Here is a 19264-nt window from a genome sequence, read left to right on the forward strand (position 1 = left end):
ACCGCGACCCCGCCGGTCAGTCGTTCTCGACCTCGAAGTCCCACTCGGCGAGGGTCTTCCCGCCACCGGGTGCCCAGCGCAGCACGCCCTCCCCGACCTTCATCACCGTGCGGAGCTCGAAGGTGACGCGCTGCCCCGCGCGGAGCGTTCGCGGCGGCGTCCCCTTCCCCGCGACCGGTGACAGGCGGTAGACGTTCCCGAGCTGGTCGATCGTCGTCATGTCCGACAGGGAGACCGGCACGCTGCCCGACGTCCCCCGGAGGGACACCGTCCACGTGCACGTCGTCGTCTCCCCCTGGTGCGGCAGCCCCTCGCCCGGGACGACGGGCCCGGTGACCGTCGCGGTCACGGTGGCGCCGTCCTGCAGGTGCACCCGGACGGCATCGCCCTCGGAGGTCAGCGCGGGGTGGGCGGCGCTGCCGTCGAGGACCTCGTCGGTGGTGGAGGGGATCGTCGCGAGGTACGACGGCATCCCGCCGTAGGTGTCCTCGACCCCCGGACGCGTCTGCCCCGTGCACCCGGCGAGGACCGACGTCAGGACGACGACCCCGACGAGCGCAGCGGACCAGGAGGCCGCCCGGGTGAGCGGCCTCCTGGTCCCGGGGTGCGGACGGGTCACCGGCGCCTCGGCGACGCGTTGTTGAACACGTCGGGCCCGAACGGCTCGAGGCCGGCCTGTCCCGCGTACCCGAGGTGTCCGAGCCGGTCGACGCCGCCGGACACGGTGCCGCCGGGCAGCCGCTGGTGGTCGTCGCCCGTGCTGACGCCGAACACGTCCTCCATCGTCCGCAGCCAGCTGTAGTGGTTGTAGTACGTGGTGGAGACGGTCCCGGGCTTGATGAGCGGGCTGATGAGCACGCTCCCGGTGTCGCCGCCGCCGGGGGTCGCGTCGGTGGCGTCGTAGAGCGGGTCGGCGGTCTGCCCGGTGCTGAGGAAGCCGGGCGCCCCCTCGGCGCTGAGCGTCAGGCTCGTCACCGCGCCGGTCGGCGTCACCGGGTTCCCGGCTGCGTCGAGGAGCTGGAACGACCCGCTGACGACCGATCCGGAGGCCGACGTCGGGTACTGCGGGCCGGTGTCGCTCACGGCACCGACGAAGGTGTCGGCCGGGATCGGGCTGGTGCCCCCGGGGCCGGTCTTGTCGGTCGTGTCGACCACGCCACGGCCGGTGTCGTCGGCGACGATCGACTGGTCGACGACGTAGCTGGATGCTGTGTTCGCTGCGACGGCGTCCGTCCGGGCGCCGGGGGTGTTCCCGGACCCGCCTCGGACGATCCCGGGCACGCAGTCGGCGGGGACGAGCGTCGGCGAGGTCTGGGTGCACGCGGAGGGCCGGTCGATGAAGGCGTTGTACCCGGGCCCCGGGTACAGCTGGTTGCCCTTCGAGTCCGTCCCGAGCGTCGAGTTCGGGCCGGTCGGCTCGGTCGCGACGTTCTTGCCGTCGATGTTCTCGCCGGCACGGTCAGCCGCGATGCCCGAGGAGGCGTCGGGCTTGTCCGAGAGGGTCGGCCCGTAGTGGTTCGCGTTGTCGAAGCTGTTGCCGCTGTAGGTGAAGGGCGGGTTGGCCTCGTCGAACGTGACGTCGATCAGGCCGCCGTCCTTGAACGCGGCCGAGCGCTCGATCATCGGGATGTAGTACTTGAGGAAGAGGTCCGAGGCGTAGAGGCCGCCGGTGTGGTTCTTCGGCGTGGTCGACTCCGGCGCCGGGGTGCCGGACTGGTAGACCGGCTGCCCGCTGCTCGTGAACGACCCGGAGAGGTTGTTGCCCTTGCAGACGGCGTCGTGCGCGTCGCTGCAGTTGTTCGGCGTGATCCAGCTGAACGCCGGCGTGGTCTTCTCGTGCTGCAGGTCGCGGAACAGCCCGTTCGAGGACGAGTCGAGGTTCGCGATGTGCGCGGCGTCGCAGTCGGTGCCGCCCTGCGTCGGGGTCGTCAGCGAGGTCGCCGCGCGTCCCTTCGCGCCGGCCGCTCCGGTGAGGCCCTCGAACCACGGGAACGGGAAGTGCTTCGCCACGTACTGGTCGTTCGCCTGGGCCCCGGTGAAGCTCGTCACGCCGGTCGGTGCCGGGTGGTCGGCCGAGGGCGTGAGGTACGTCGGGTTGTTCTCGGGGTTGTTGTCGGCGGTCCCGGGAGCTCCGCAGAGGCCGTCCTCGCGGCCGGGCTGGTTGCCGAGGTCCTGCGCGTAGCCCTTCCAGGTCTCGTGCGCGGCGTCGAGCTGGTTGAAGAGCGTCGGCGTGGAGTGCGGGTAGGTGCAGCCGTTCGAGCCGTCGGGGGCGTTGGCGCCGCTCGGCTGTGCCGCGTTCGCGAGGGACTTGACCTGCCCGCGGTCCTTGCCGGACCCGATGATGCTGTGGTCGGACCCGAAGCGGGTGTCGACCACGTTGCAGTCGGACTGGGTGTCCGCCTGCGGGCCCTGGCCGGACACCATCGAGATGTAGTTGTCCATGCTGTAGTGCCCGGTGCCGTAGTAGTTCTTCAGCAGCACCCCCTGGGCCGGCAGCGTCTTCCAGAGGTAGCTGTTCTGGTTGAGGCCCGTGAACGTCGCGTCGTACGACTTGTTCTCGAGGATGATCAGCCAGACGTGCTTGACCTGGCCGGGACGGAGCCCGGTCGAGGTGATCGTGGTCCCGCGCTGCGCCGTGCTGGCGTCTGCTGCGGAGGCGGTGGTGGTCGCGACGCCCGCGACGGCGGCAGCGAAGACGCCTGCCGCTGCGACGAACGCTGCGGTGCGCCGTCGACCATTGGTCCTGCCGATGAGCTTCATGTGGGAAGTCTCGCCCCGTGGCCGCCCCCGCTCGGGGGACGGCAGGTGAACGGGTCGTGAGGGACCGCACAGCGAGCGGTCCCTCACCGGGGCCGGCGCGCCGGGAGGGGCGCACCGGCCGTCCCGTCAGCTGGTCAGGCGCTTCCGACCCGCCACGCGCACCACGAGACCGGCGACGACGCCGCCGAGGATCGGTGCGACGATGAACACCCACAGCTGGGCGAGCGGCGTCGCACCGCCGTACACCGCGGTCGCGATGGAGCGTGCCGGGTTCACCGACGTGTTGCTCACCGGGATGCTGACGAGGTGGATGAGGGTGAGCGTCAGACCGATGCCGAGCGGCGCCACGGCCTGGTACTCCTGCTTCGCAGTGATCGACAGGATCACGGCGATGAACACCCCGGTCAGGACGGCCTCGGTGAGGAACACCGAGCCGAGCCCGAACCCGCTCGGGCTCGCGTCGCCGTAGCCGTTGGACGCGAAGCCGCCCTCCTGCGCCGCCGCGAACGCGCTCGGCTTGCCGCTGAGGACCGCGGCGATGATGCTCGTCGCCACGAGGCCGCCGACCACCTGGGACACGATGTACCCCGCGACGTGCCGGGCGTCGGTCCGCCCGGCGGCGAGCAGCCCGAGCGTCACCGCCGGGTTGAAGTGTCCGCCCGAGACGTGGCCGACGGCCGAGATCCCGGCGACGAGGGTGAGCCCGAACGCGAGCGCCACGCCGAGGTAGCCGACGCCCTGCTGGTTGTCGGTCGCGCTCGGGATGTTCGCCGCGAACAGGGCGGTGCCGACACCGCCGAGGACCAGCAGGAAGGTGCCGAAGAACTCGGACGCGTAGCGCGCGAGCGGCGACCAGGCGGCCGCGTCCTCGCGGCGCTGTTCGGACGTGGAGGTGCTGACAGGGGTCTTCTTCGCCATGGGGGTCTCCTCATGAAGCACGACAGGACGCTGCTGCGTCCTGCCGTCAGGGTTGATCGAGTGGGTGACCGCCCCGGACCGGCCGGGAGGCGCGGTGTGCCTCCCGGGGTCTGGGGTGGTCGGTGGGTGGTGCGGTCTACTGCACGCGGGTGGGTTTCGCGAGAGCGGCGCGGGTGCCGCCGGTGAGGTGGACCAGGACCGGGACCTGCCGGCCCAGGGTGCGGTCCAGCACGCCGATGGCGTGGTCGACGGCGTCGAGGACGGTGACCGCGTCACCGCCGCGGCGGACGTTGACCCGGATCCGGGCCGCGCGCTGCCGCTTGACGAGGTACGTGTCGACCTTGGCGCCGACGACGTCGCGGACGCCGTGGAGTTCGTGGTCGATCACGTCCCGCACGAGCGCGACGTTGATCGTGACCTGGTCCTCACCGGTACGTTCCCGGACGGCGACGCTGGTGCCGCCGCGGCCGCGGGTGAACACCCACGCCAACGCGAGCACGATCACCACGACACACACGCCGGCGACGATCCACAGCGACGCCGCCGGCACGCTCACGTTGCTGGGCAACGTCACGTACGGCTTCAGGGTGTTCCGGACCGCGGGCAGCACGCCGGCGCCGATGGTCAGGCCGGCGATGACGGCGACCAGGCCGAGCACGAGCAGGATGATGCGGTTCAGGGTGCGGTTGCTCTTGGTCATGCCAGGGTTCCCTTCTCGTCCACGCGGACCTTGACCCGCTTGCCGAACCGGGCGTCGAGGCGGCCGAGGCGGTCCTCGACCGCGGAGCGGACCGCTGCCTGGTCGACGGGCACCCCGGACAGGGGCACGAGGCGGACCTCGGAGGACCGGCCGCGGGCGGAGGCCTTGGCGTGGTCCTCGGGCAGGCCGGCAGCGAGCGCGGCGGCGTTCGCGGCGGTCGAGGCGAGGATCGCGGTGTCGATGACCACGGCGCCGCGGTCGTGCTCGACCGCGGACCGGTGCTGCCGGCCGGGCTTGAGCGCCAGCACGACCAGCACGATCCCGAGGACCACCAGGACCACAGCGATCACCTCGGCGATCGTCACGAACGCGCCGTCGGGCCGCAGCGCCGCGTCCACGACGGTCTGCGGGTCCGCCACCAACGGCGCGGACCCCACCGCCCGCAAGACCGACTCCGTCCCGATCCACGCAGCCACGAGCGCCAGGACGACGAGTGCCACCGAGACGGCACCTGACCGAGAGCGGTGCACGCTCCGACGCTGGATGCGCCGTTCGAGCGAGGTCGTGCTCATGTCTTCCTCCTCCTAGCGGACCCGGCCGTCGTGCTCGTGCACGATGCCGGTCAGTTCGATGTGGGCGCTGCCGACCCGGCGGCCGGACAGCTCTCCGACGCGCTCGCGCACGCGCTCGGCTGCCGCGACGGCCGATCCGACCACGTCCTGCTGCGCGCGGATGGGACCGGTGACCTGCAGTGCGACGGCGCCCGCGTGGTCACCGAGCTCCACGCGGACCCGCCGGGCGGGCGCGCCGAGCCGTTCGGCCGCGACGGCCCGCGCCAGCGAGTTCAACGCACGAGCGGAGATCTCCACGCGGCCCGGCACGTCCGGGCCGCCGGTCACCGGGAGCTCCGACGTCCGGTCAGCACGTCGGTCAGGGCACCCCGGTCGATCTTGCCGGAGCTGATCGCGGCCACGAGGGCACCGATCGCGCCGAACACGATCACCAGGACGAAGCCCCAGAAGCCGAACTGGAGTGCCACGACGGCGAGGATGGCCCCGATGAGGGCGCCGACGAGTGTGTTACTCAACGCGCGACTCCTTCTTGTCGTCGTCGTTGTCGTCGCCCGGGATGTAGACGTCCTGGACGGTGACGTTGACCTCGGCGACCTCCATGCCGACGATCTGGGTCAGCGCGCGGGCGACCGACGAGCGCACGCCGTCGGCGACCTGCTGCAGCGACACCGGGTACTCGGCCACGATCACCACGTCCGCGGCGACCTGCTTCTCACCCACCTCGACCTTGACGCCCTGGCCGAAGTCACGCTGGCCGATCGCGTCGCGGATCGCACCGATCGCCCGAGCAGCGCCGGAGCCGAGCGAGTGCACGCCGTTGACCTCGCGGGCCGCGATGCCGGCGACCTTCTCGACGACGGTGTCGTCGATCGTGGTCTTGCCCGACGGGTTCGAGCCCGCGGCGTGGGTGCCGGCGGCACGGGTGCTGCTGATGGTGTTGGGGGTCGTGGTGTCAGCCATGTCGTTTCCTTCCGTTCGTCCCGCCGGGCGTTCCCAGCGGTTGCTGTTCACGGATGAGACGGGGCACCCCAGACGGAAGTCACGCGCCGCCGGATTCCTCCATCGACTTCCCAGACAAGAGCCGTTCCCGGCCGTTCTTGTCCCCCGATCCGACGTCGGTGCAGGTCGCGGTTCGGAAAGCGGCCGCACGACGACGCGCGATGACCACTAACCGCGCACCGTGCACGTACCCCGATCACCGGCGGTCATCCGACACGGCGCCGTGGTAGTGCGACGGCCTCAGCGCCAGCGCAGGCGGCGACCGGCAGCGGAGTCGTTCCACGAGGCGGTCGCGTCGACGGTCCCCGCGGTGTGGGCGCCGGTGTGACCGTCCTCCCGATCGCACCGCCAGCGGTCGAAGACGCTCATGCAGAGGTCGCGGACGGGCCGCTCGGGGTCGAGTGCTGGAGCGGTCGTGGTGGTCTCGTGCAGGGCGGCCGGTTCGTCGGCGGCGGGTGTGGCGTCGTGGTGCATGTCTTCAGGGAGACGTCACGATCGGCCCGGATGTCACGAAAACGTTCGACCGGCCCGGGTGTCACGAAACCGCTCGACCGGACCGCGCACGGACGTGGCACGGCCGGGAGGTGCATGCTCGGAGGTCCCCGGTCGTCCGACCGGGACACCGACAGCGCGGAAGGCGGGGATGAGCGACGACGATCCCCTGCAGCGCGGGTCCGACGCGACGCTCGTGGCGCGGGCGTCCGACGGCGACGTGCTCGCGTTCGAGGTCCTCGCGCGGCGGCACGGCGGTCTGATGCGTGTCTACGCGGAGCAGGTCCTCGGGTCGACGCTCGAGTCGGACGACGTCGTGCAGGAGGCCTTCCTCACGGGCTGGCGCAAGCTGTCCGACCTCGAGGACCCCGCACGGTTCCGGCCGTGGATGCTCCAGATCACGACCCGCAAGGCACTCGACCGGCTGCGTCGGCGCCGACACCACGAGGACCTCGGGGACGTCGAACCGCACGTCGGGGCCGCTCGGAGCCCGGAGCGTATCGTCGAGACCAGGCTGCAGCTCGACGCGCTGCTGGCGGCGCTCGACCGACTGCCCCCCGACCAGCGTCGGTGCTGGCTCCTGCGGGAGACCGCCGGCTTCAGCTACCAGCAGATCGCCGACGAGCTCGAGCTGTCCCCGTCCACCGTCCGCGGGCTCCTCGCACGAGCGCGACGGTTCCTCGCGGCCGAGATGGAGGGATGGCGATGACCGACCACGACCTCCCCGCGCCCGACGACGAACTCGACGGCCACAGCATCGAGGAGCTCGCCGACTACCTCGACCGTGGTCGCGCGCCCCGCGACCCGACCATCGAGTCCTCCCCCGGGTGCCGCCTCGCCCTCGCGAACATGCAGCGGCTCCGGGAGCTGTCAGCCGGCGCGCTCCAGCGCCGCGCCGAGGCCGAGGCCGACCGCGAGACCGCGTGGATCGACCGGCTGCTCGACACGATCCGTTCCGAGGTCCGCTCCGGTCGGGACGTCCCGATCGCCCACCCCGACCCGCGCTTGCGCCTCGCGATGACCGAGGCCGCCGTGCGCGGGATCGTGCGGCGGGCCGGCGACGCGCTCGGTGGCGTCGTGATGGGCCGCTGCACGCTCGAGGGCGACGTCGACGTCCCCGGCGCTCCCGTGCGGGTCACCGTGACCGCCGGCCTGCTGTACGGCGAGTCCGCCGAGACGACGGCGGACCGCCTGCGCGCAGCGATCGGCACGGCGCTCGCGCGGCACACCGAACTGTCCATCGAGTCGATCGACGTCCACTTCGACGACGTCGTCCTGCCGTGAGGAGCGCCGCCGTGGACGACGAGACCCTCTCCCGCACCCTCACCGCGGCGATCCGGGACGTCCCGGGCGTGGTCGCGGTCTACCCGCCCCGACCGATCGCGCACGCCGCAGCCGAGGCCGTCGCGAGGACACTCGCGCTCCGGGAGCCGGACGTCCTCGTCGACCTGGACCGTCACGGCGCGACGCTCCGGGTGGAGGCCGGCATCGCGGTGAGCGGCGACCGTCCCGCCCCGGACACGGTCCGTGCGGTCGGGGAGCGGGTCCGCGCGCTGCTCGACGCCCAGGTCGACGGCGGCGCCGACCTCGTGACGGTGACCGTCCGCCTGGTGGAGGACGCGGTCGCGCCCGGCGCGACCAGCTGACGGCCGGGAGGCCCGTGGCGGCGCCGCCACGGGCCTCCCGGCCGTCGACGCGGTCACGGTCGTGGTCTGCGGAGGTGCCCACCGATCCGCGTCACTGGTTCCTGACCCGCGACGAACGCGGCAACACCGCCACCGACGTGCACTCCGGCGGTGGCGACGACGGGGCGGCGTGGTCCGACGGCAACGCCGTCCGGCCGCTGGTGCACGGCGCGACCTACTTCGCCCGCCTGCACGCGGAACTGTCCGCGCTCGGCCCCGGCGACCGCGTGTGGTTCACCGACTGGCGTGGCGACGCGGACGAACGCCTGCTCCCGGACGGGCCGACCATCGGGGACCTGCTCGCCGACCTCGCCCGGTCCGGGGTCGAGGTCCGCGGTCTCGTCTGGCGGTCCCACGGCGAACGTGTCTCGGCTTCGTTGAGCGCCCGGTCCAACGAACTGCTCGGGCGGAAGGTCAACGACGCCGGCGGCGAGGTGCTCCTCGACCAGCGCGTCAGGGTGTTCGGCTCGCACCACCAGAAGTTCTTCGTGGTCCAGCACCGCGACGACCCGTCCGCGGACGTCGCCTTCGTCGGCGGGATCGACCTGTGCCACAGCCGCCGCGACGACGCCGGCAGGCGCAGGATGGCGCGGTGACCATCCCCACCCGCGCCGCCGGTCTCGACGCGCTCCACGACTTCGTCCCGCGCGCCGGCGCCGACTACCGGCGCGACCGCAACCACGACCTCGGGCCGTCCCGGACGAACGTCTCCGGGTTGTCGCCGTACATCCGCCACCGGCTGGTGACCGAGGCGGAGGTCGTCGACGCCGTCCTCGACCGCCACAGCCTGCACGCTGCCGAGAAGTTCGTGCAGGAGGTGTTCTGGCGGACCTACTGGAAGGGGTGGCTGGAGCAGCGTCCCGAGGTGTGGCGGCGGTACCGGGCCGAGGTCCGGGAGCTCCTCGCCGGGGACCTGCCGGACGGCTACGAGGACGCCGTCGCGGGTCGGACCGGGATCGACGCGATGGACGCCTGGGCACGGGAGCTCGTCGACACCGGGTACCTGCACAACCACGTCCGGATGTGGTTCGCGAGCATCTGGGTGTTCACGCTCGGGCTGCCGTGGCAGCTCGGGGCGGACTTCTTCCTCCGGCACCTCCTCGACGGCGACGCGGCGTCGAACACGCTCTCGTGGCGGTGGGTCGCGGGGCTGCAGACACGGGGGAAGACCTACCTGGCGACGACGGAGAACATCGCTCGGTACACCGACGGACGGTTCGCGCCGACGGGGCTCGCCACGGATGCCCGGGCGCTCGACGAGGAGCCGTTCCCGCCGGCGACGCCGATCCCCGACGACGAGGAGCCCTCGGCCGTCGGATCACGCGTGGGGCTGCTGCTGCACGAGGAGGACCTCGAGCCGGCCTCGTTGCTCGCGCAGCTCGGGAGCTCGGCTCCGCCGCTCGCCGCAGCCGCGGTGGTCGCCGACGCGTCCTCGCGCTCCCCCGCCGGGGCGTCGTCGCTCGTCCGGGACTTCACCGCCGGGGCCGTCGCCGACACGGCCGCGCGGACACACGACGCCGACGGCGGTGCGGCCACGGTCCTCGGCTCCGCCGGTGCGGCTGCCGTCCTGGACTGGGCGGCGACGGCACGGCTCGACAGCGTCCTCGTGCCGTACGCCCCGGTCGGGCCGGTGCAGGAGCGGCTCGACGCCCTCCGGCCTGCGCTCGACGGTGCGGGCGTCCGGCTCGTCGCGGTGCGACGGCGGTGGGACAGCCGGGCGTGGCCGTTCGCGTCCCGGGGGTTCTTCCCGTTCAAGGAGCGGATCCCCGGCCTCGTGCGGCGGTGACGCCTACGGGAGCATCTGCTGGAACGTCGCCACGACGCGGACGACCCCGACGACGAGGCCGATGGCCGTGACGGCGATGGTCACCCAGAGCGGCCACATCGGACGGCCCGGCGCCACCGTGCGGAGGACGACCGTCCGGCCGATCACGTAGAGGATCGGGGAGAGCAGGAAGGCCCACGCCCACGGGAACGGCCGGACCACGCCGCGACGCTGCAACGTCCGGTGGTCGAAGTACGCCAGCACGACGTCCGCGGCGTACATGAGCAGGGTGAACACCTGCAGGAGGACGTACCCAGGGGTGTAGATCGACGTCGGGTCCACGGTCCGCACGCCCGGCTCGACGACGGTGTACCGGAACTCCGGGTGGTAGAAGAGCGAGACGGGCAGCGCGATGACGGGCAGCAGCACCATGACCCACACGAACACGGTGTCCGTCGACACGTGGTCGGGGATGCGCGGGCGCTGGGTCTGCGCGGTCGCCGGTCCGACGTGCGAGGTCCACCCCGTGCCGTCCCACCACCGGGTGCCGTGCTGACCCGACGGGTCCGGGTACCAGCCTGGGGGTGTCGTGGACATCGGTGCTCCTCGAGGGTCGACGGGAGCACACCGCCCCCGGTACCCGACCGTAGAGCAGCGCGGGCCGGTCCGGGAGGAGGCGGACATGACGGATCGTTCAGGTTCGGCGCACGCTCGCACGGTGTGAGGTCGCCCACACCGGCCGCACGGTGCGAGGTTTCCCGCACCGTCCGCACGGTGCGAGGTTTCCCACACGGTGCGGGCGGGACCACCGGGCACGGTGTGGAGAAGCTCGCACCGTGCCGCGAGCGGCCGTCCGGTGGACCAGCTGTCGCTCAGTGACGACGGACGGGAGGCCCGTGGCGGGTTCGCCACGGGCCTCCCGTCCGTCGTGTGGTGCGGATCGCGACCTACGCTCCGGGCACCGACGCCTCGTCCGGTGCGACCTCCTTCTGCACGGCGAACTGCGTCCGGTGCAGCTCCTCGTACCGCCCGCCGGCAGCGAGGAGTTCCTCGTGCGTGCCGCGCTCCACGACCGCGCCGTCCTCGATCACCAGGATCTGGTCCGCGCTCCGGATCGTGGACAGCCGATGCGCGATGACCATCGCGGTCCGGCCCTCGAGCGCCTCGCTCAGCGCCGCCTGCACCGCGGCCTCCGAGGTCGAGTCGAGCGCCGCCGTGGCCTCGTCGAGGATGACCACCCGCGGTTGCGCGAGCAGGAGTCGCGCGATCGTCATCCGCTGCCGCTCGCCGCCCGACAGTCGGTAGCCGCGCTCCCCCACCATCGTGTCGAGCTGGTCCGGCAGCGACCGGATGAGCGGCTCGAGCCGGGCCCGCCGGACGGCGTCCCAGACCTCGTCGTCGGTGGCCTCGGGCCGTGCGAGCCGCAGGTTCGAGCGGATCGTCTCGTGGAAGAGGTGCCCGTCCTGGGTCACCATGCCCATGGTGTGCCGCAGGGAGTCGAAGGTGACGTCGCGGACGTCCTCCCCCGCGAGCCGCACCGCGCCGCTGTCGACGTCGTACAGGCGTGAGAGCAGCTGCGCGATCGTGGACTTGCCCGCGCCGGAGGTCCCGACGAGGGCCACGGTCTGCCCGGGCTCGATCCGGAACGAGATGCCGTGCAGCACCTCGTCCCCGCCGCGGGTGTCCAGCGTGGAGACCTCCTCCAGCGACGCGAGCGACACCCGGTCCGCTGACGGGTAGGCGAAGCGGACGTCGTCGAACTCGACCGCGACCGGACCGTCCGGCACCGTGACCGCGTCGGGCTTCTCCTGGATCAGCGGCTGCAGGTCGAGGATCTCGAACACCCGCTCGAAGCTGACGACGGCGCTCATGATCTCCACCCGCGCATTCGCGAGACTGGTCAGCGGCACGTACAGGCGGGTCAGGAGGAGCGCGAGCGTGACCACGTCACCGGTGTTCAGCTGGCCCCCGAGCGCCAGGACGCCGCCGAGGCCGTACACGAGCGCGAGGGCGAGCGCGGCGACGAGCGTCAGCGCCGTGACGAACACGAACTGCAGCATCGCCGTCCGCACCCCGATGTCGCGGACGCGGGCGGCCCGGACGCGGAACTCCTCGGACTCCTCGTCGGGCCGACCGAACAGCTTCACGAGGGTCGCGCCCGGTGCCGAGAACCGCTCGGTCATCTGCGTGCTCATCGCCGAGTTGTGGTCCGCGGCCTCGCGGCGCAGCGCCGCCAGACGGCTGCCCATGCGGCGCGCGGGCACCAGGAAGAGCGGGAGCATGACCACGGCGATGACCGTCACGAGCCACGACGTGCTGAGCATCACCGCCAGCGTGAGGACGAGTGCGACCAGGTTCGTGACGACGCCCGAGAGCGTGCCGCTGAACGCCTGCTGCGCCCCGATCACGTCGTTGTTGAGGCGGCTGACCAGGGCGCCCGTCCGGGTCCGGGTGAAGAACGCGATCGGCATCTTCTGCACGTGGTCGAACACCGCGGTCCGCAGGTCGAGGATCACGCCCTCGCCGATCCGCGCGGAGTACCACCGCGTCGCGAGCGACGAGCTGGCGTCGGCCACCGCCACCAGCGCGATGACGACCGCGAGCCAGACGATCGTGCCGACCGCACCCCTGGCCGCGATGACGTCGACGACCTGGCCCGCGAGCACCGGCGTCGCGACCGCGAGGAACGCGCCGACGACCGAGAGCGCGATGAAGATCACCAGCTGGGCGCGGTACGGGGTGGCGAACGTCAGGATCCGCCGGATCGACTCGCGGGAGAACCCGCCGCCGTCCTTGGCGGTCGAGATCTTGTACAGCGAGCTCCAGGCCGCGCCTTCCATGCTCATGGCTGTTCCCTCCGTGCCAGCGGGCTCGACGCGGGCCGAGCCAGGATACGGCGGGCCGGTGACGCTCGCCGCGTTCACGGGATCGGGCCGCGGCCGCGGCCGCGGCCGTGACGATCGCGGTCCCAGGATGGAGACTGGTCCCGTGACCATCGTGCGGGACGCCCTGCTGTCGGAGCTGGGTACACAGCGGCGTCGCGTGGTCGCGACGCTCGCCGGCCTCCCCGACGAGGCGCTGACCCGGTCCGTGCTCCCGTCGGCATGGTCGCCACTTGGGATGGTCCGGCACCTCACCCACGACGTCGAGCGGTTCTGGTTCCGCGGTGTCGTGGCAGGCGAACGGCTCGCCCTGCCGACGGACGACGAGGTGTGGCACCCCACGACCTGGCCGGAGGCGCGCGCCGTCGTCGAGGCGTACGAAGCGGCAGCCGCGCGGTCGGACGCGGTCATCGAGTCCACGCCGCTCGAGGCGCTCCCCTCCGCCGAGGCGATGGCGATGTACCCGTGGGCACCGGCCCGCAGCATGCTCGAGACGGTGCTGCACGTCATCACCGAGACCGCCACGCACGCCGGTCACCTCGACATCGCCCGGGAGCTGTTGGACGGACACCAGCACCTCGTCCTCACCGATTTTGCCGATCCCACGGCCGGGTCGGCCGACGCCCCGGGGACGGGACCCACCTGACGGACGCGCGTCGCGCCTCCAGGCCGGTCCACGAGACGGTCTGGAGGCGCGGTGCCGGGCCGCACCGCGCCTCCCGTCCGTCACGTGGCCGGGTGGGTCACCCGAGCGGTTCGACGCCGTAGCCCACGACCACCGCGCGCAGCTCGTCCAGGTACGTCTGCGCCTGCACGGTGAGGGGGACGGACGCGTGCGCGATCCAGCCGATCTCGATCCGCTCGTCGACGTCGAGCGGGATGGCGACGATCTCCGGGTCGAGGTCGTCGCTGATCAGGCCGGTCGAGATCGTGTACCCGCCGAGGCCGATCATGAGGTTGAAGATCGTCGCGCGGTCCGAGACCCGGATCTCCCGCTTGCTCGACATCGTCGACAGGATCTCCTCCGCCAGGTAGAAGGAGTTGTTCGCGCCCTGGTCGAACGTGAGGCGTGGGAGGTCGGCGAGGTCCTCGAGCGTCGCGCGCTCCCGAGACGCCAGCGGGTTGCGCCGGGCGACGAAGATGTGCGGCTGCGCGACGAACAGCGGGGTGAACACGACCCCGGCGTCTCGGAGCAGCTTCCCGAGGACCTGGCGGTTGAAGTCGTTGCGGTAGAGGATGCCGACCTCGCTCCGCAGGGTGCGGACGTCCTCGATGATGTCCCACGTCCGTGTCTCGCGCAGGGAGAACTCGTACTCGTCCGCGGCCGCCCCCTCGACCATGCGGACGAAGGCCTCGACCGCGAAGGAGTAGTGCTGCGCGGACACCCCGAGCAGCCGACGCGAGGGCTGCCCGCCCACGTAGCGCTGCTCGAGGAGGGACACCTGCTCGACGACCTGTCGGGCGTACCCGAGGAACTCGACACCGTCGACGGTGAGGACCACGCCCCGGGCCGACCGGGTGAAGAGCGGCCGACCGATCCGGGTCTCGAGGTCCTTCATGGCGGCGGACAGGGTCGGCTGGGAGACGTAGAGGAGGTCCGCGGCCGCACTGATCGACCCCTCCGACGCCACCTCGATGAAGTAGCGGAGCTGCTGCAGCGTGATGTCGTTCGAGACACGGGCCATAGGCAGAGGCTATACCGGCGCATAGCGTCTGCGTATTACCTGATGACCCCCACTTCCCGTCATGATCGAGGGACCCTTTCCGAAGTGCCTCCGGGCCGCTCAGCGTACGGACTGCCCAGCATGGCGAACGACCTCACCTTCAGCATCACCAGGACCCGGTTCGACGAGGACTACTCCCCCTCGGACAGCTCCCGCCTGACCACGAACTTCGCCAACCTCGCCCGCGGCGAGCGCCGGCAGGAGAACCTCCGCGCTGCGCTGACGATGATCGACGAGCGGGCGAACGACCTGGCCGGGACACCCGATCGCTACCGCCTGCAGCTCGACATCGTCTCCGTCGCGGTGGCCTTCCCCGACGGTGGCGAGGACGCGGAGTTCCCGCTGCTCGAGATGCTCGACGTCACGATCGTCGACCAGCACACCGGCGAGCGCCACCACGGCATCCTCGGCAACAACTTCTCGTCCTACCTGCGGGACTACGACTTCTCGGTGCTGCTGCCGTCGTCAGAGGGCCTGCCGGCCGACTTCGGTGTGCTGCACGGCGCGCTCTTCCAGCAGTTCCTCTCGTCGTCGGCGTTCCACGACGGGTTCGGTGCCGAGCCCGTCGTCTGCATCAGCGTCTCCACGAGCCAGACCTACCGTCGGACCGGGTACGTCCACCCCGTCCTCGGCGCCGAGTACGAGCACGAACACTCCTCGCTCACCGACGACTACTTCGGTCGGATGGGCATGCAGGTCCGGTACTTCCAGCCCGCCGGAGCGTCGGCCCCGCTCGCGTTCTACTCGCGCGGCGACGTCACCGCGGACTACACGGACCTCCAGCTGATCGGCACCATCGCCACGATGGAGACGTTCCAGAAGATCTACCGCCCGGAGATCTACGCCGCGAACACCCCCGCCGGGGACACGTACCGCCCCAACCTCGACCACGCCGACTTCACACCGACCCCGGTCACCTACGACCGTGAGGAGCGCAGCCGCCTCGGGATCACCCAGGGCCGGTGGACCGAGGAGCACCTCGTGACACCGCACGGTGCGTTCCTGTCCCGTCTCGTCGCCGAACCCGTCCCCGCCCGCTGACCGTCTGGACCGCCACCCCCATGAGCCCTCTCCTCCCCACCTCCATCGTCGGCAGCCTCCCGAAGCCGTCCTGGCTCGCCGAACCCGAGCGCCTCTGGTCGCCCTGGCTGCTCGAGGGCGCGGCCCTGGCCGAGGGCAAGCAGGACGCGCTCCGCTCCGCCGTCCACGAGCAGGAACACCGCGGCATCGACATCGTCAGCGACGGCGAGCAGACCCGGCAGCACTTCGTCACGACGTTCATCGAGCACCTCGACGGGATCGACCAGGAGCGCAAGGAGACCGTGCGGATCCGCGACCGGTACGACGCCGCCGTGCCGACCGTCGTCGGTGCGGTCAGTCGCCCGGAGTCGGTCTTCGTCGAGGACGCGAAGTTCCTGCGCGCGCAGACCGACCGGCCCATCAAGTGGGCGCTCCCCGGTCCGATGACCATGATCGACACGCTCTCCGACCAGCACTACAAGAGCCGCGAGAAGCTGGCGTGGGAGTTCGCCACGATCCTCAACCAGGAAGCCCGGGAGCTGCAGGACGCCGGCGTCGACGTCATCCAGTTCGACGAGCCCGCCTTCACCGTCTTCCACGACGAGGTGCAGGACTGGGGCGTCGCTGCACTCGAACGCGCTGCCGAGGGGCTGCACGCCGCCGAGACCGCCGTGCACATCTGTTACGGGTACGGCATCGAGGCGAACAACCGGTGGAAGGAGACGCTCGGCGCCGAGTGGCGGCAGTACGAGCAGTCCTTCCCGCTCCTGCAGCAGTCGTCGATCGACATCGTCTCGCTCGAGTGCATCCACTCGCACGTGCCGCTCGACCTCGTGGAGCTCATCCGCGGGAAGAAGGTCATGCTCGGCGCGATCGACGTCGCGACCGAGACCGTGGAGACGCCCGACGAGGTCGCGGAGGTGCTGCGGCGGGCGCTCGAGTTCGTGGACGCGGACAAGCTCATCCCGAGCACGAACTGCGGCATGGCGCCGCTGGCCCGGGGTGCGGCGCTCGCGAAGCTCGGTGCGCTGTCCGCGGGTGCGGACATCGTGCGGGCGGAGCTGGTCGGGGCGGCGGTGCCGGCCGGACGCTGACCCGGCCAGGCGACGTCCGTCACCCGCCCCCGGCGCGGCCTGTCCGCGACGGCCGTCAGCGACCCCCGGCGCGCCGCAACGTCGCCGGGGCTGCGCGATGGCGGACGGTAGGCGCGGTCCAGAGGAGACCGCGCCTCCCGTCCGGCACATCGCAGGTGTGGCACACCGCAGGAGCGGCACACGACGTGGGTCAGGGGCGGAAGACCGCCCGGACACACCCGTCGGTCTTCTCCTTGAACATCGCGTAGCCCGCCGGCCCCTCGTCGAGCGGCATGACGTGCGTCACGAGGTGCTCGGTGACGATCTCGTCCCGCGCCATCCGTTCGAGGAGCATCGGGATGTACCGGTGCCCGTGCTGCTGCGCGGAGCGGATGGTGAGGCCCTTGCGAACCACACTTCGTTCCTGTGGCCCCGGACGTCCACCGCCGCGCCGGACGACTTCGTGCGCGCGACGGTGACGGCGTGCGAACGCGCCGTGGGCACCGTGGCCTGCGGTGTCGTCGTCCTCTCCCCCGCCTCCGGGCTGCGCGGCCTGACACCGCGCGAACTGGAGGTGCTCGGCCACCTCGTCGAGGGCTGCTCCAACCACGAGATCGCCCGTGCACTCGCGGTCACCCCCCGCACCGTGGCCGCCCACGTCGAGCACATCCTCGTCAAGCTGAACGCCACCTCCCGGACCCTCGCGGCCGTCCGTGCCGAACGGGCCGGGCTCTACATCCCCCTCATCGCCGCCGGCCTCGTCTGACGGCGCAGGAAGGAATCGCGATGTCCCATCTCTCGATGCAAGCCGGTGTCGCCGGCATCGTCGGCCTCGTGGTGGCGTTGGCAGCCGTGGTCCTCGGCGCGCCCGACCTGGCCCTGCTGCTGGGCTGGGTGGTCGCCGCCGCGGTCTTCCTGGCGTGGGCGTGGTCACGAGCCTGGCCCGCCGACCCCGACACCACCCGCTCACTCGCGCGGCACGAGGACCGGTCGCGGAAGCTCGTCGACTCCCTCATCATCACCGCGACCCTGCTCAGCGTGGTCCTCGTGGTCTTCGGGCTCGTGCGCAGCCAGCAGAAGAACCCCGTCGGTTCTGCAGCGGCGATCCTCGCGGTGGTCGGGGTCGTGGCCGCCTGGGCGCTCATCAACACCGTCTTCGCCTTCAAGTACGCGCGGATGTACTACATCGACGACCGGCACCGCTTCGACTTCGACCAGGACGAGGATCCGGCGTACAGCGACTTCGCGTACACGGCCTTCTCGATCGGGATGTCGTACAGCGCGAGCAGCATCACGAAGTCGTCCACCCCGTCACGTCGGGTGGCGATGGGGCACGCGCTCCTGTCGTACTTCTTCGGGACCTTCGTGGTCGCGGTCGCCATCAACCTCATCACGAGTCTCACGCAGGGCGGGTGAACCGGAACGTCGCGGGTACGGCTACGGCTCCTGCCGCACCCTCGGACCGGCCTGGAGGCGCGGCTGCTGTCCGCCCCGTCCGTCGCGTTGGGAGCGCGCGCGTCTCCGGCTCGCGGCCGCTGATGGCGGTGCGTCCTCGGCGCTCGGCGGTCCGTGCTCAGCGGTCCGTGCTCAGCGGTCCGTGCTCAGCGGTCCGTGCTCAGCGGTCCGTGCTCAGCGGTCCGTGCTCAGCGGTCCGTGCTCGGCGCCTGCGAAGCGTCAGGCGGACGGCGTTGACTGCCTCCATGATCTCGAAGAGCGACATCCACCAGATCGAGAGCGCGACGGTCCGTGATCGCGAGGGCGCGACGGTCGGCAAGGTCACACAGGTGTTCCCCTCCGACGAGGACGGCAGCGCCGCCTACGTCAGCGTCGCGACCGGGTTGCTCGGGAGGCACCACGCGCTCGTCCCGGTCGAGGACGCCACCCTCGACGGCGGAGACCTGCACGTCGGGTACACGAAGGACGCGATCAAGGGTGCGCCCTCGATCGGACCCGGGAACACCCTGTCCCCTGCCGAGGCGAACGCTGTGCGCAAGCACTTCGGGCTGTCACCGGTCGGCAAGGCGACCGGTGACATGGGCGACCGGGACGAGAACCTCGACCAGGCCGGGACCGGTCTGCCGGGCACGGACGACACCGAGGGGGCGGGGACGACGCCGCCGGCGTGACCGGCGTCAGCACTTCCCTCTGCACCCCGGCGTGCCGGCCGCCGACCGGCCAGCGGCCTGTCCGATGCTGCTCGATGCACGCTTCCGGCACCCATGAGCGCACAACTCAGTCGGGCTGCGCGGCGAAGTGGACGACCGTTGCAGCGAGAGCGAACAGGGCGACGATGGTGAGGACCGCTGCCGCTCCGCACATCCATGCGCGACGACGGGCACGCCGGCGGCGTTCAGCAAGCGACGCCCAGAGCGCGATGCTGACGACGGCCGCGATCGGGAATCCGATCCAGGCGACCGATCCGGCGGTGTCGTTGCAACCCCCACCAGCACAGGCGTCGAAGGCCATCATCGAGAGCACGACGCCGAACCAGCCGACAGCGAGCATCGGCAGGGTCAGACCGAACAACGTCAGGGTGACTGCGAGATCCTTCCAACCTGCAGGAGTGTGGATCGAGAGCGTGTGGCGGTCAGGGCGCCCGAGCGGGAAGAGATCGTCTGCGTCGTCCTGCTTCATGGCGACAGTGTGCCGGACCTTGTCCGCCGACGCTCGCACC

General features: G+C 71.6%; 25 protein-coding genes. 11 read left to right on the forward strand and 14 right to left on the reverse strand.

Going from position 1 to position 19264, the window contains the following annotated elements:
• Nucleotides 1-16: 16 nt before the first annotated feature.
• The 9 genes from MON03_RS13905 to MON03_RS13945 form a co-directional block, all read right to left on the reverse strand.
• Nucleotides 17-619: a hypothetical protein gene (locus MON03_RS13905; RefSeq protein ID WP_022902993.1), complete on the reverse strand. Its 603-nt coding sequence runs from the start codon at nt 617-619 to the stop codon at nt 17-19.
• Nucleotides 616-2760 (reverse strand): alkaline phosphatase family protein, encoded by a 2145-nt coding sequence (locus MON03_RS13910; RefSeq protein WP_242089027.1) that lies wholly within the window; start codon nt 2758-2760, stop codon nt 616-618. The genes MON03_RS13905 and MON03_RS13910 overlap by 4 nt, the downstream gene beginning before the upstream one ends.
• 126 nt (nt 2761-2886) lie before the next feature.
• Entirely contained in the window at nt 2887-3678 is a 792-nt protein-coding gene (gene aqpZ / locus MON03_RS13915) for an aquaporin Z (RefSeq protein WP_242089029.1), read from the reverse strand.
• Nucleotides 3679-3814: 136 nt separating this feature from the next.
• Nucleotides 3815-4378, reverse strand: a complete 564-nt coding sequence (locus tag MON03_RS13920; protein ID WP_242089031.1) for a hypothetical protein — start codon at nt 4376-4378, stop codon at nt 3815-3817.
• Nucleotides 4375-4950 carry a DUF6286 domain-containing protein gene (locus MON03_RS13925; protein ID WP_242089033.1) on the reverse strand — a complete coding sequence of 192 codons (576 nt, stop codon included), beginning with the start codon at nt 4948-4950 and terminating at the stop codon, nt 4375-4377. Before MON03_RS13925 ends, MON03_RS13920 begins: the two co-directional genes overlap by 4 nt.
• 12 nt (nt 4951-4962) lie before the next feature.
• A complete protein-coding gene (locus MON03_RS13930; protein WP_242089035.1) occupies nt 4963-5277 on the reverse strand; it encodes a hypothetical protein in 315 nt (104 codons plus the stop codon).
• A complete protein-coding gene (locus MON03_RS13935; RefSeq protein ID WP_022902999.1) occupies nt 5274-5465 on the reverse strand; it encodes a DUF2273 domain-containing protein in 192 nt (63 codons plus the stop codon). The genes MON03_RS13930 and MON03_RS13935 overlap by 4 nt, the downstream gene beginning before the upstream one ends.
• Nucleotides 5458-5910 carry an Asp23/Gls24 family envelope stress response protein gene (locus MON03_RS13940; RefSeq protein ID WP_022903000.1) on the reverse strand — a complete coding sequence of 151 codons (453 nt, stop codon included), beginning with the start codon at nt 5908-5910 and terminating at the stop codon, nt 5458-5460. The genes MON03_RS13935 and MON03_RS13940 overlap by 8 nt, the downstream gene beginning before the upstream one ends.
• Nucleotides 5911-6189: 279 nt before the next feature.
• Complete coding sequence (locus tag MON03_RS13945; protein WP_242089037.1) at nt 6190-6423, reverse strand: hypothetical protein; 234 nt, start codon at nt 6421-6423, stop codon at nt 6190-6192.
• 169 nt (nt 6424-6592) lie between these two features.
• On the opposite strand from MON03_RS13945, the gene MON03_RS13950 reads away from it, so the two are divergent.
• From MON03_RS13950 to MON03_RS13970, 5 genes are all read left to right on the forward strand, one after another.
• Nucleotides 6593-7150 carry an RNA polymerase sigma factor gene (locus MON03_RS13950; RefSeq protein ID WP_022903002.1) on the forward strand — a complete coding sequence of 186 codons (558 nt, stop codon included), beginning with the start codon at nt 6593-6595 and terminating at the stop codon, nt 7148-7150.
• A complete protein-coding gene (locus MON03_RS13955; RefSeq protein ID WP_242089038.1) occupies nt 7147-7725 on the forward strand; it encodes an Asp23/Gls24 family envelope stress response protein in 579 nt (192 codons plus the stop codon). Before MON03_RS13950 ends, MON03_RS13955 begins: the two co-directional genes overlap by 4 nt.
• A gap of 11 nt (nt 7726-7736) precedes the next feature.
• Entirely contained in the window at nt 7737-8087 is a 351-nt protein-coding gene (locus MON03_RS13960; protein WP_022903004.1) for a hypothetical protein, read from the forward strand.
• A 74-nt stretch (nt 8088-8161) separates the two neighbouring features.
• A complete protein-coding gene (locus MON03_RS13965) occupies nt 8162-8722 on the forward strand; it encodes a phospholipase D-like domain-containing protein (protein WP_175327272.1) in 561 nt (186 codons plus the stop codon).
• Complete coding sequence (locus MON03_RS13970; RefSeq protein WP_242089040.1) at nt 8719-9912, forward strand: FAD-binding domain-containing protein; 1194 nt, start codon at nt 8719-8721, stop codon at nt 9910-9912. Before MON03_RS13965 ends, MON03_RS13970 begins: the two co-directional genes overlap by 4 nt.
• A gap of 3 nt (nt 9913-9915) precedes the next feature.
• Here MON03_RS13970 and MON03_RS13975 read toward each other — a convergent pair whose 3' ends face one another.
• Nucleotides 9916-10488: a DUF2510 domain-containing protein gene (locus MON03_RS13975; RefSeq protein WP_175327274.1), complete on the reverse strand. Its 573-nt coding sequence runs from the start codon at nt 10486-10488 to the stop codon at nt 9916-9918.
• Between the two features lie 350 nt (nt 10489-10838).
• Nucleotides 10839-12737 (reverse strand): ABC transporter ATP-binding protein, encoded by a 1899-nt coding sequence (locus MON03_RS13980; RefSeq protein WP_242089041.1) that lies wholly within the window; start codon nt 12735-12737, stop codon nt 10839-10841.
• A gap of 142 nt (nt 12738-12879) precedes the next feature.
• Here MON03_RS13980 and MON03_RS13985 point away from each other — a divergent pair, with 142 nt between their 5' ends.
• Nucleotides 12880-13419, forward strand: coding sequence for a mycothiol transferase (locus tag MON03_RS13985; RefSeq protein ID WP_242089042.1), 540 nt, complete (start codon nt 12880-12882; stop codon nt 13417-13419).
• Between the two features lie 97 nt (nt 13420-13516).
• Here MON03_RS13985 and MON03_RS13990 read toward each other — a convergent pair whose 3' ends face one another.
• Nucleotides 13517-14458, reverse strand: coding sequence for a LysR family transcriptional regulator (locus MON03_RS13990; RefSeq protein WP_022902192.1), 942 nt, complete (start codon nt 14456-14458; stop codon nt 13517-13519).
• Nucleotides 14459-14578: 120 nt separating this feature from the next.
• Between MON03_RS13990 and MON03_RS13995 the strand changes: the two genes are divergently transcribed.
• Nucleotides 14579-15538, forward strand: coding sequence for a putative oxygenase MesX (locus MON03_RS13995; protein WP_242089043.1), 960 nt, complete (start codon nt 14579-14581; stop codon nt 15536-15538).
• A gap of 20 nt (nt 15539-15558) precedes the next feature.
• Nucleotides 15559-16611, forward strand: a complete 1053-nt coding sequence (locus tag MON03_RS14000) for a methionine synthase (protein ID WP_242089044.1) — start codon at nt 15559-15561, stop codon at nt 16609-16611.
• A 190-nt stretch (nt 16612-16801) separates the two neighbouring features.
• On the opposite strand, the gene MON03_RS14005 is transcribed toward MON03_RS14000, so the two are convergent.
• Nucleotides 16802-17005 (reverse strand): hypothetical protein, encoded by a 204-nt coding sequence (locus MON03_RS14005; RefSeq protein WP_049976492.1) that lies wholly within the window; start codon nt 17003-17005, stop codon nt 16802-16804.
• Nucleotides 17006-17086: 81 nt separating this feature from the next.
• On the opposite strand from MON03_RS14005, the gene MON03_RS14010 reads away from it, so the two are divergent.
• The 3 genes from MON03_RS14010 (at nt 17087) to MON03_RS14020 (ending at nt 18716) form a co-directional block, all read left to right on the forward strand.
• Nucleotides 17087-17356 (forward strand): response regulator transcription factor, encoded by a 270-nt coding sequence (locus tag MON03_RS14010; protein ID WP_229728153.1) that lies wholly within the window; start codon nt 17087-17089, stop codon nt 17354-17356.
• 20 nt (nt 17357-17376) lie between these two features.
• Complete coding sequence (locus MON03_RS14015; protein WP_242089045.1) at nt 17377-18006, forward strand: DUF1345 domain-containing protein; 630 nt, start codon at nt 17377-17379, stop codon at nt 18004-18006.
• Nucleotides 18007-18290: 284 nt separating this feature from the next.
• Nucleotides 18291-18716 (forward strand): PRC-barrel domain-containing protein, encoded by a 426-nt coding sequence (locus tag MON03_RS14020; RefSeq protein ID WP_022902186.1) that lies wholly within the window; start codon nt 18291-18293, stop codon nt 18714-18716.
• Nucleotides 18717-18822: 106 nt separating this feature from the next.
• Here the strand turns inward: MON03_RS14020 and MON03_RS14025 are convergent, their stop codons facing one another.
• Nucleotides 18823-19224 carry a hypothetical protein gene (locus MON03_RS14025; RefSeq protein ID WP_175327280.1) on the reverse strand — a complete coding sequence of 134 codons (402 nt, stop codon included), beginning with the start codon at nt 19222-19224 and terminating at the stop codon, nt 18823-18825.
• Between the last annotated feature and the right edge of the window lie 40 nt (nt 19225-19264).

The organism is Curtobacterium sp. DN_7.5 (assembly GCF_022655355.1).
Lineage (GTDB): Bacteria > Actinomycetota > Actinomycetes > Actinomycetales > Microbacteriaceae > Curtobacterium > Curtobacterium luteum.

Bases quoted from the DNA above. Each gene is read 5' to 3' on its own strand.
- MON03_RS13925 (WP_242089033.1), bottom strand. From the start codon at position 4,950: ATGAGCACGACCTCGCTCGAACGGCGCATCCAGCGTCGGAGCGTGCAC.
- MON03_RS13940 (WP_022903000.1), bottom strand. From the start codon at position 5,910: ATGGCTGACACCACGACCCCCAACACCATCAGCAGCACCCGTGCCGCC.
- MON03_RS13955 (WP_242089038.1), top strand. From the start codon at position 7,147: ATGACCGACCACGACCTCCCCGCGCCCGACGACGAACTCGACGGCCAC.
- MON03_RS14015 (WP_242089045.1), top strand. From the start codon at position 17,377: ATGTCCCATCTCTCGATGCAAGCCGGTGTCGCCGGCATCGTCGGCCTC.
- MON03_RS14000 (WP_242089044.1), top strand. From the start codon at position 15,559: ATGAGCCCTCTCCTCCCCACCTCCATCGTCGGCAGCCTCCCGAAGCCG.
- MON03_RS13980 (WP_242089041.1), bottom strand. From the start codon at position 12,737: ATGAGCATGGAAGGCGCGGCCTGGAGCTCGCTGTACAAGATCTCGACC.
- MON03_RS13950 (WP_022903002.1), top strand. From the start codon at position 6,593: ATGAGCGACGACGATCCCCTGCAGCGCGGGTCCGACGCGACGCTCGTG.
- MON03_RS13910 (WP_242089027.1), bottom strand. From the start codon at position 2,760: ATGAAGCTCATCGGCAGGACCAATGGTCGACGGCGCACCGCAGCGTTC.
- MON03_RS13990 (WP_022902192.1), bottom strand. From the start codon at position 14,458: ATGGCCCGTGTCTCGAACGACATCACGCTGCAGCAGCTCCGCTACTTC.
- MON03_RS13920 (WP_242089031.1), bottom strand. From the start codon at position 4,378: ATGACCAAGAGCAACCGCACCCTGAACCGCATCATCCTGCTCGTGCTC.
- MON03_RS13945 (WP_242089037.1), bottom strand. From the start codon at position 6,423: ATGCACCACGACGCCACACCCGCCGCCGACGAACCGGCCGCCCTGCAC.
- MON03_RS13975 (WP_175327274.1), bottom strand. From the start codon at position 10,488: ATGTCCACGACACCCCCAGGCTGGTACCCGGACCCGTCGGGTCAGCAC.
- MON03_RS13995 (WP_242089043.1), top strand. From the start codon at position 14,579: ATGGCGAACGACCTCACCTTCAGCATCACCAGGACCCGGTTCGACGAG.
- MON03_RS14020 (WP_022902186.1), top strand. From the start codon at position 18,291: ATGATCTCGAAGAGCGACATCCACCAGATCGAGAGCGCGACGGTCCGT.
- aqpZ (WP_242089029.1), bottom strand. From the start codon at position 3,678: ATGGCGAAGAAGACCCCTGTCAGCACCTCCACGTCCGAACAGCGCCGC.
- MON03_RS14025 (WP_175327280.1), bottom strand. From the start codon at position 19,224: ATGAAGCAGGACGACGCAGACGATCTCTTCCCGCTCGGGCGCCCTGAC.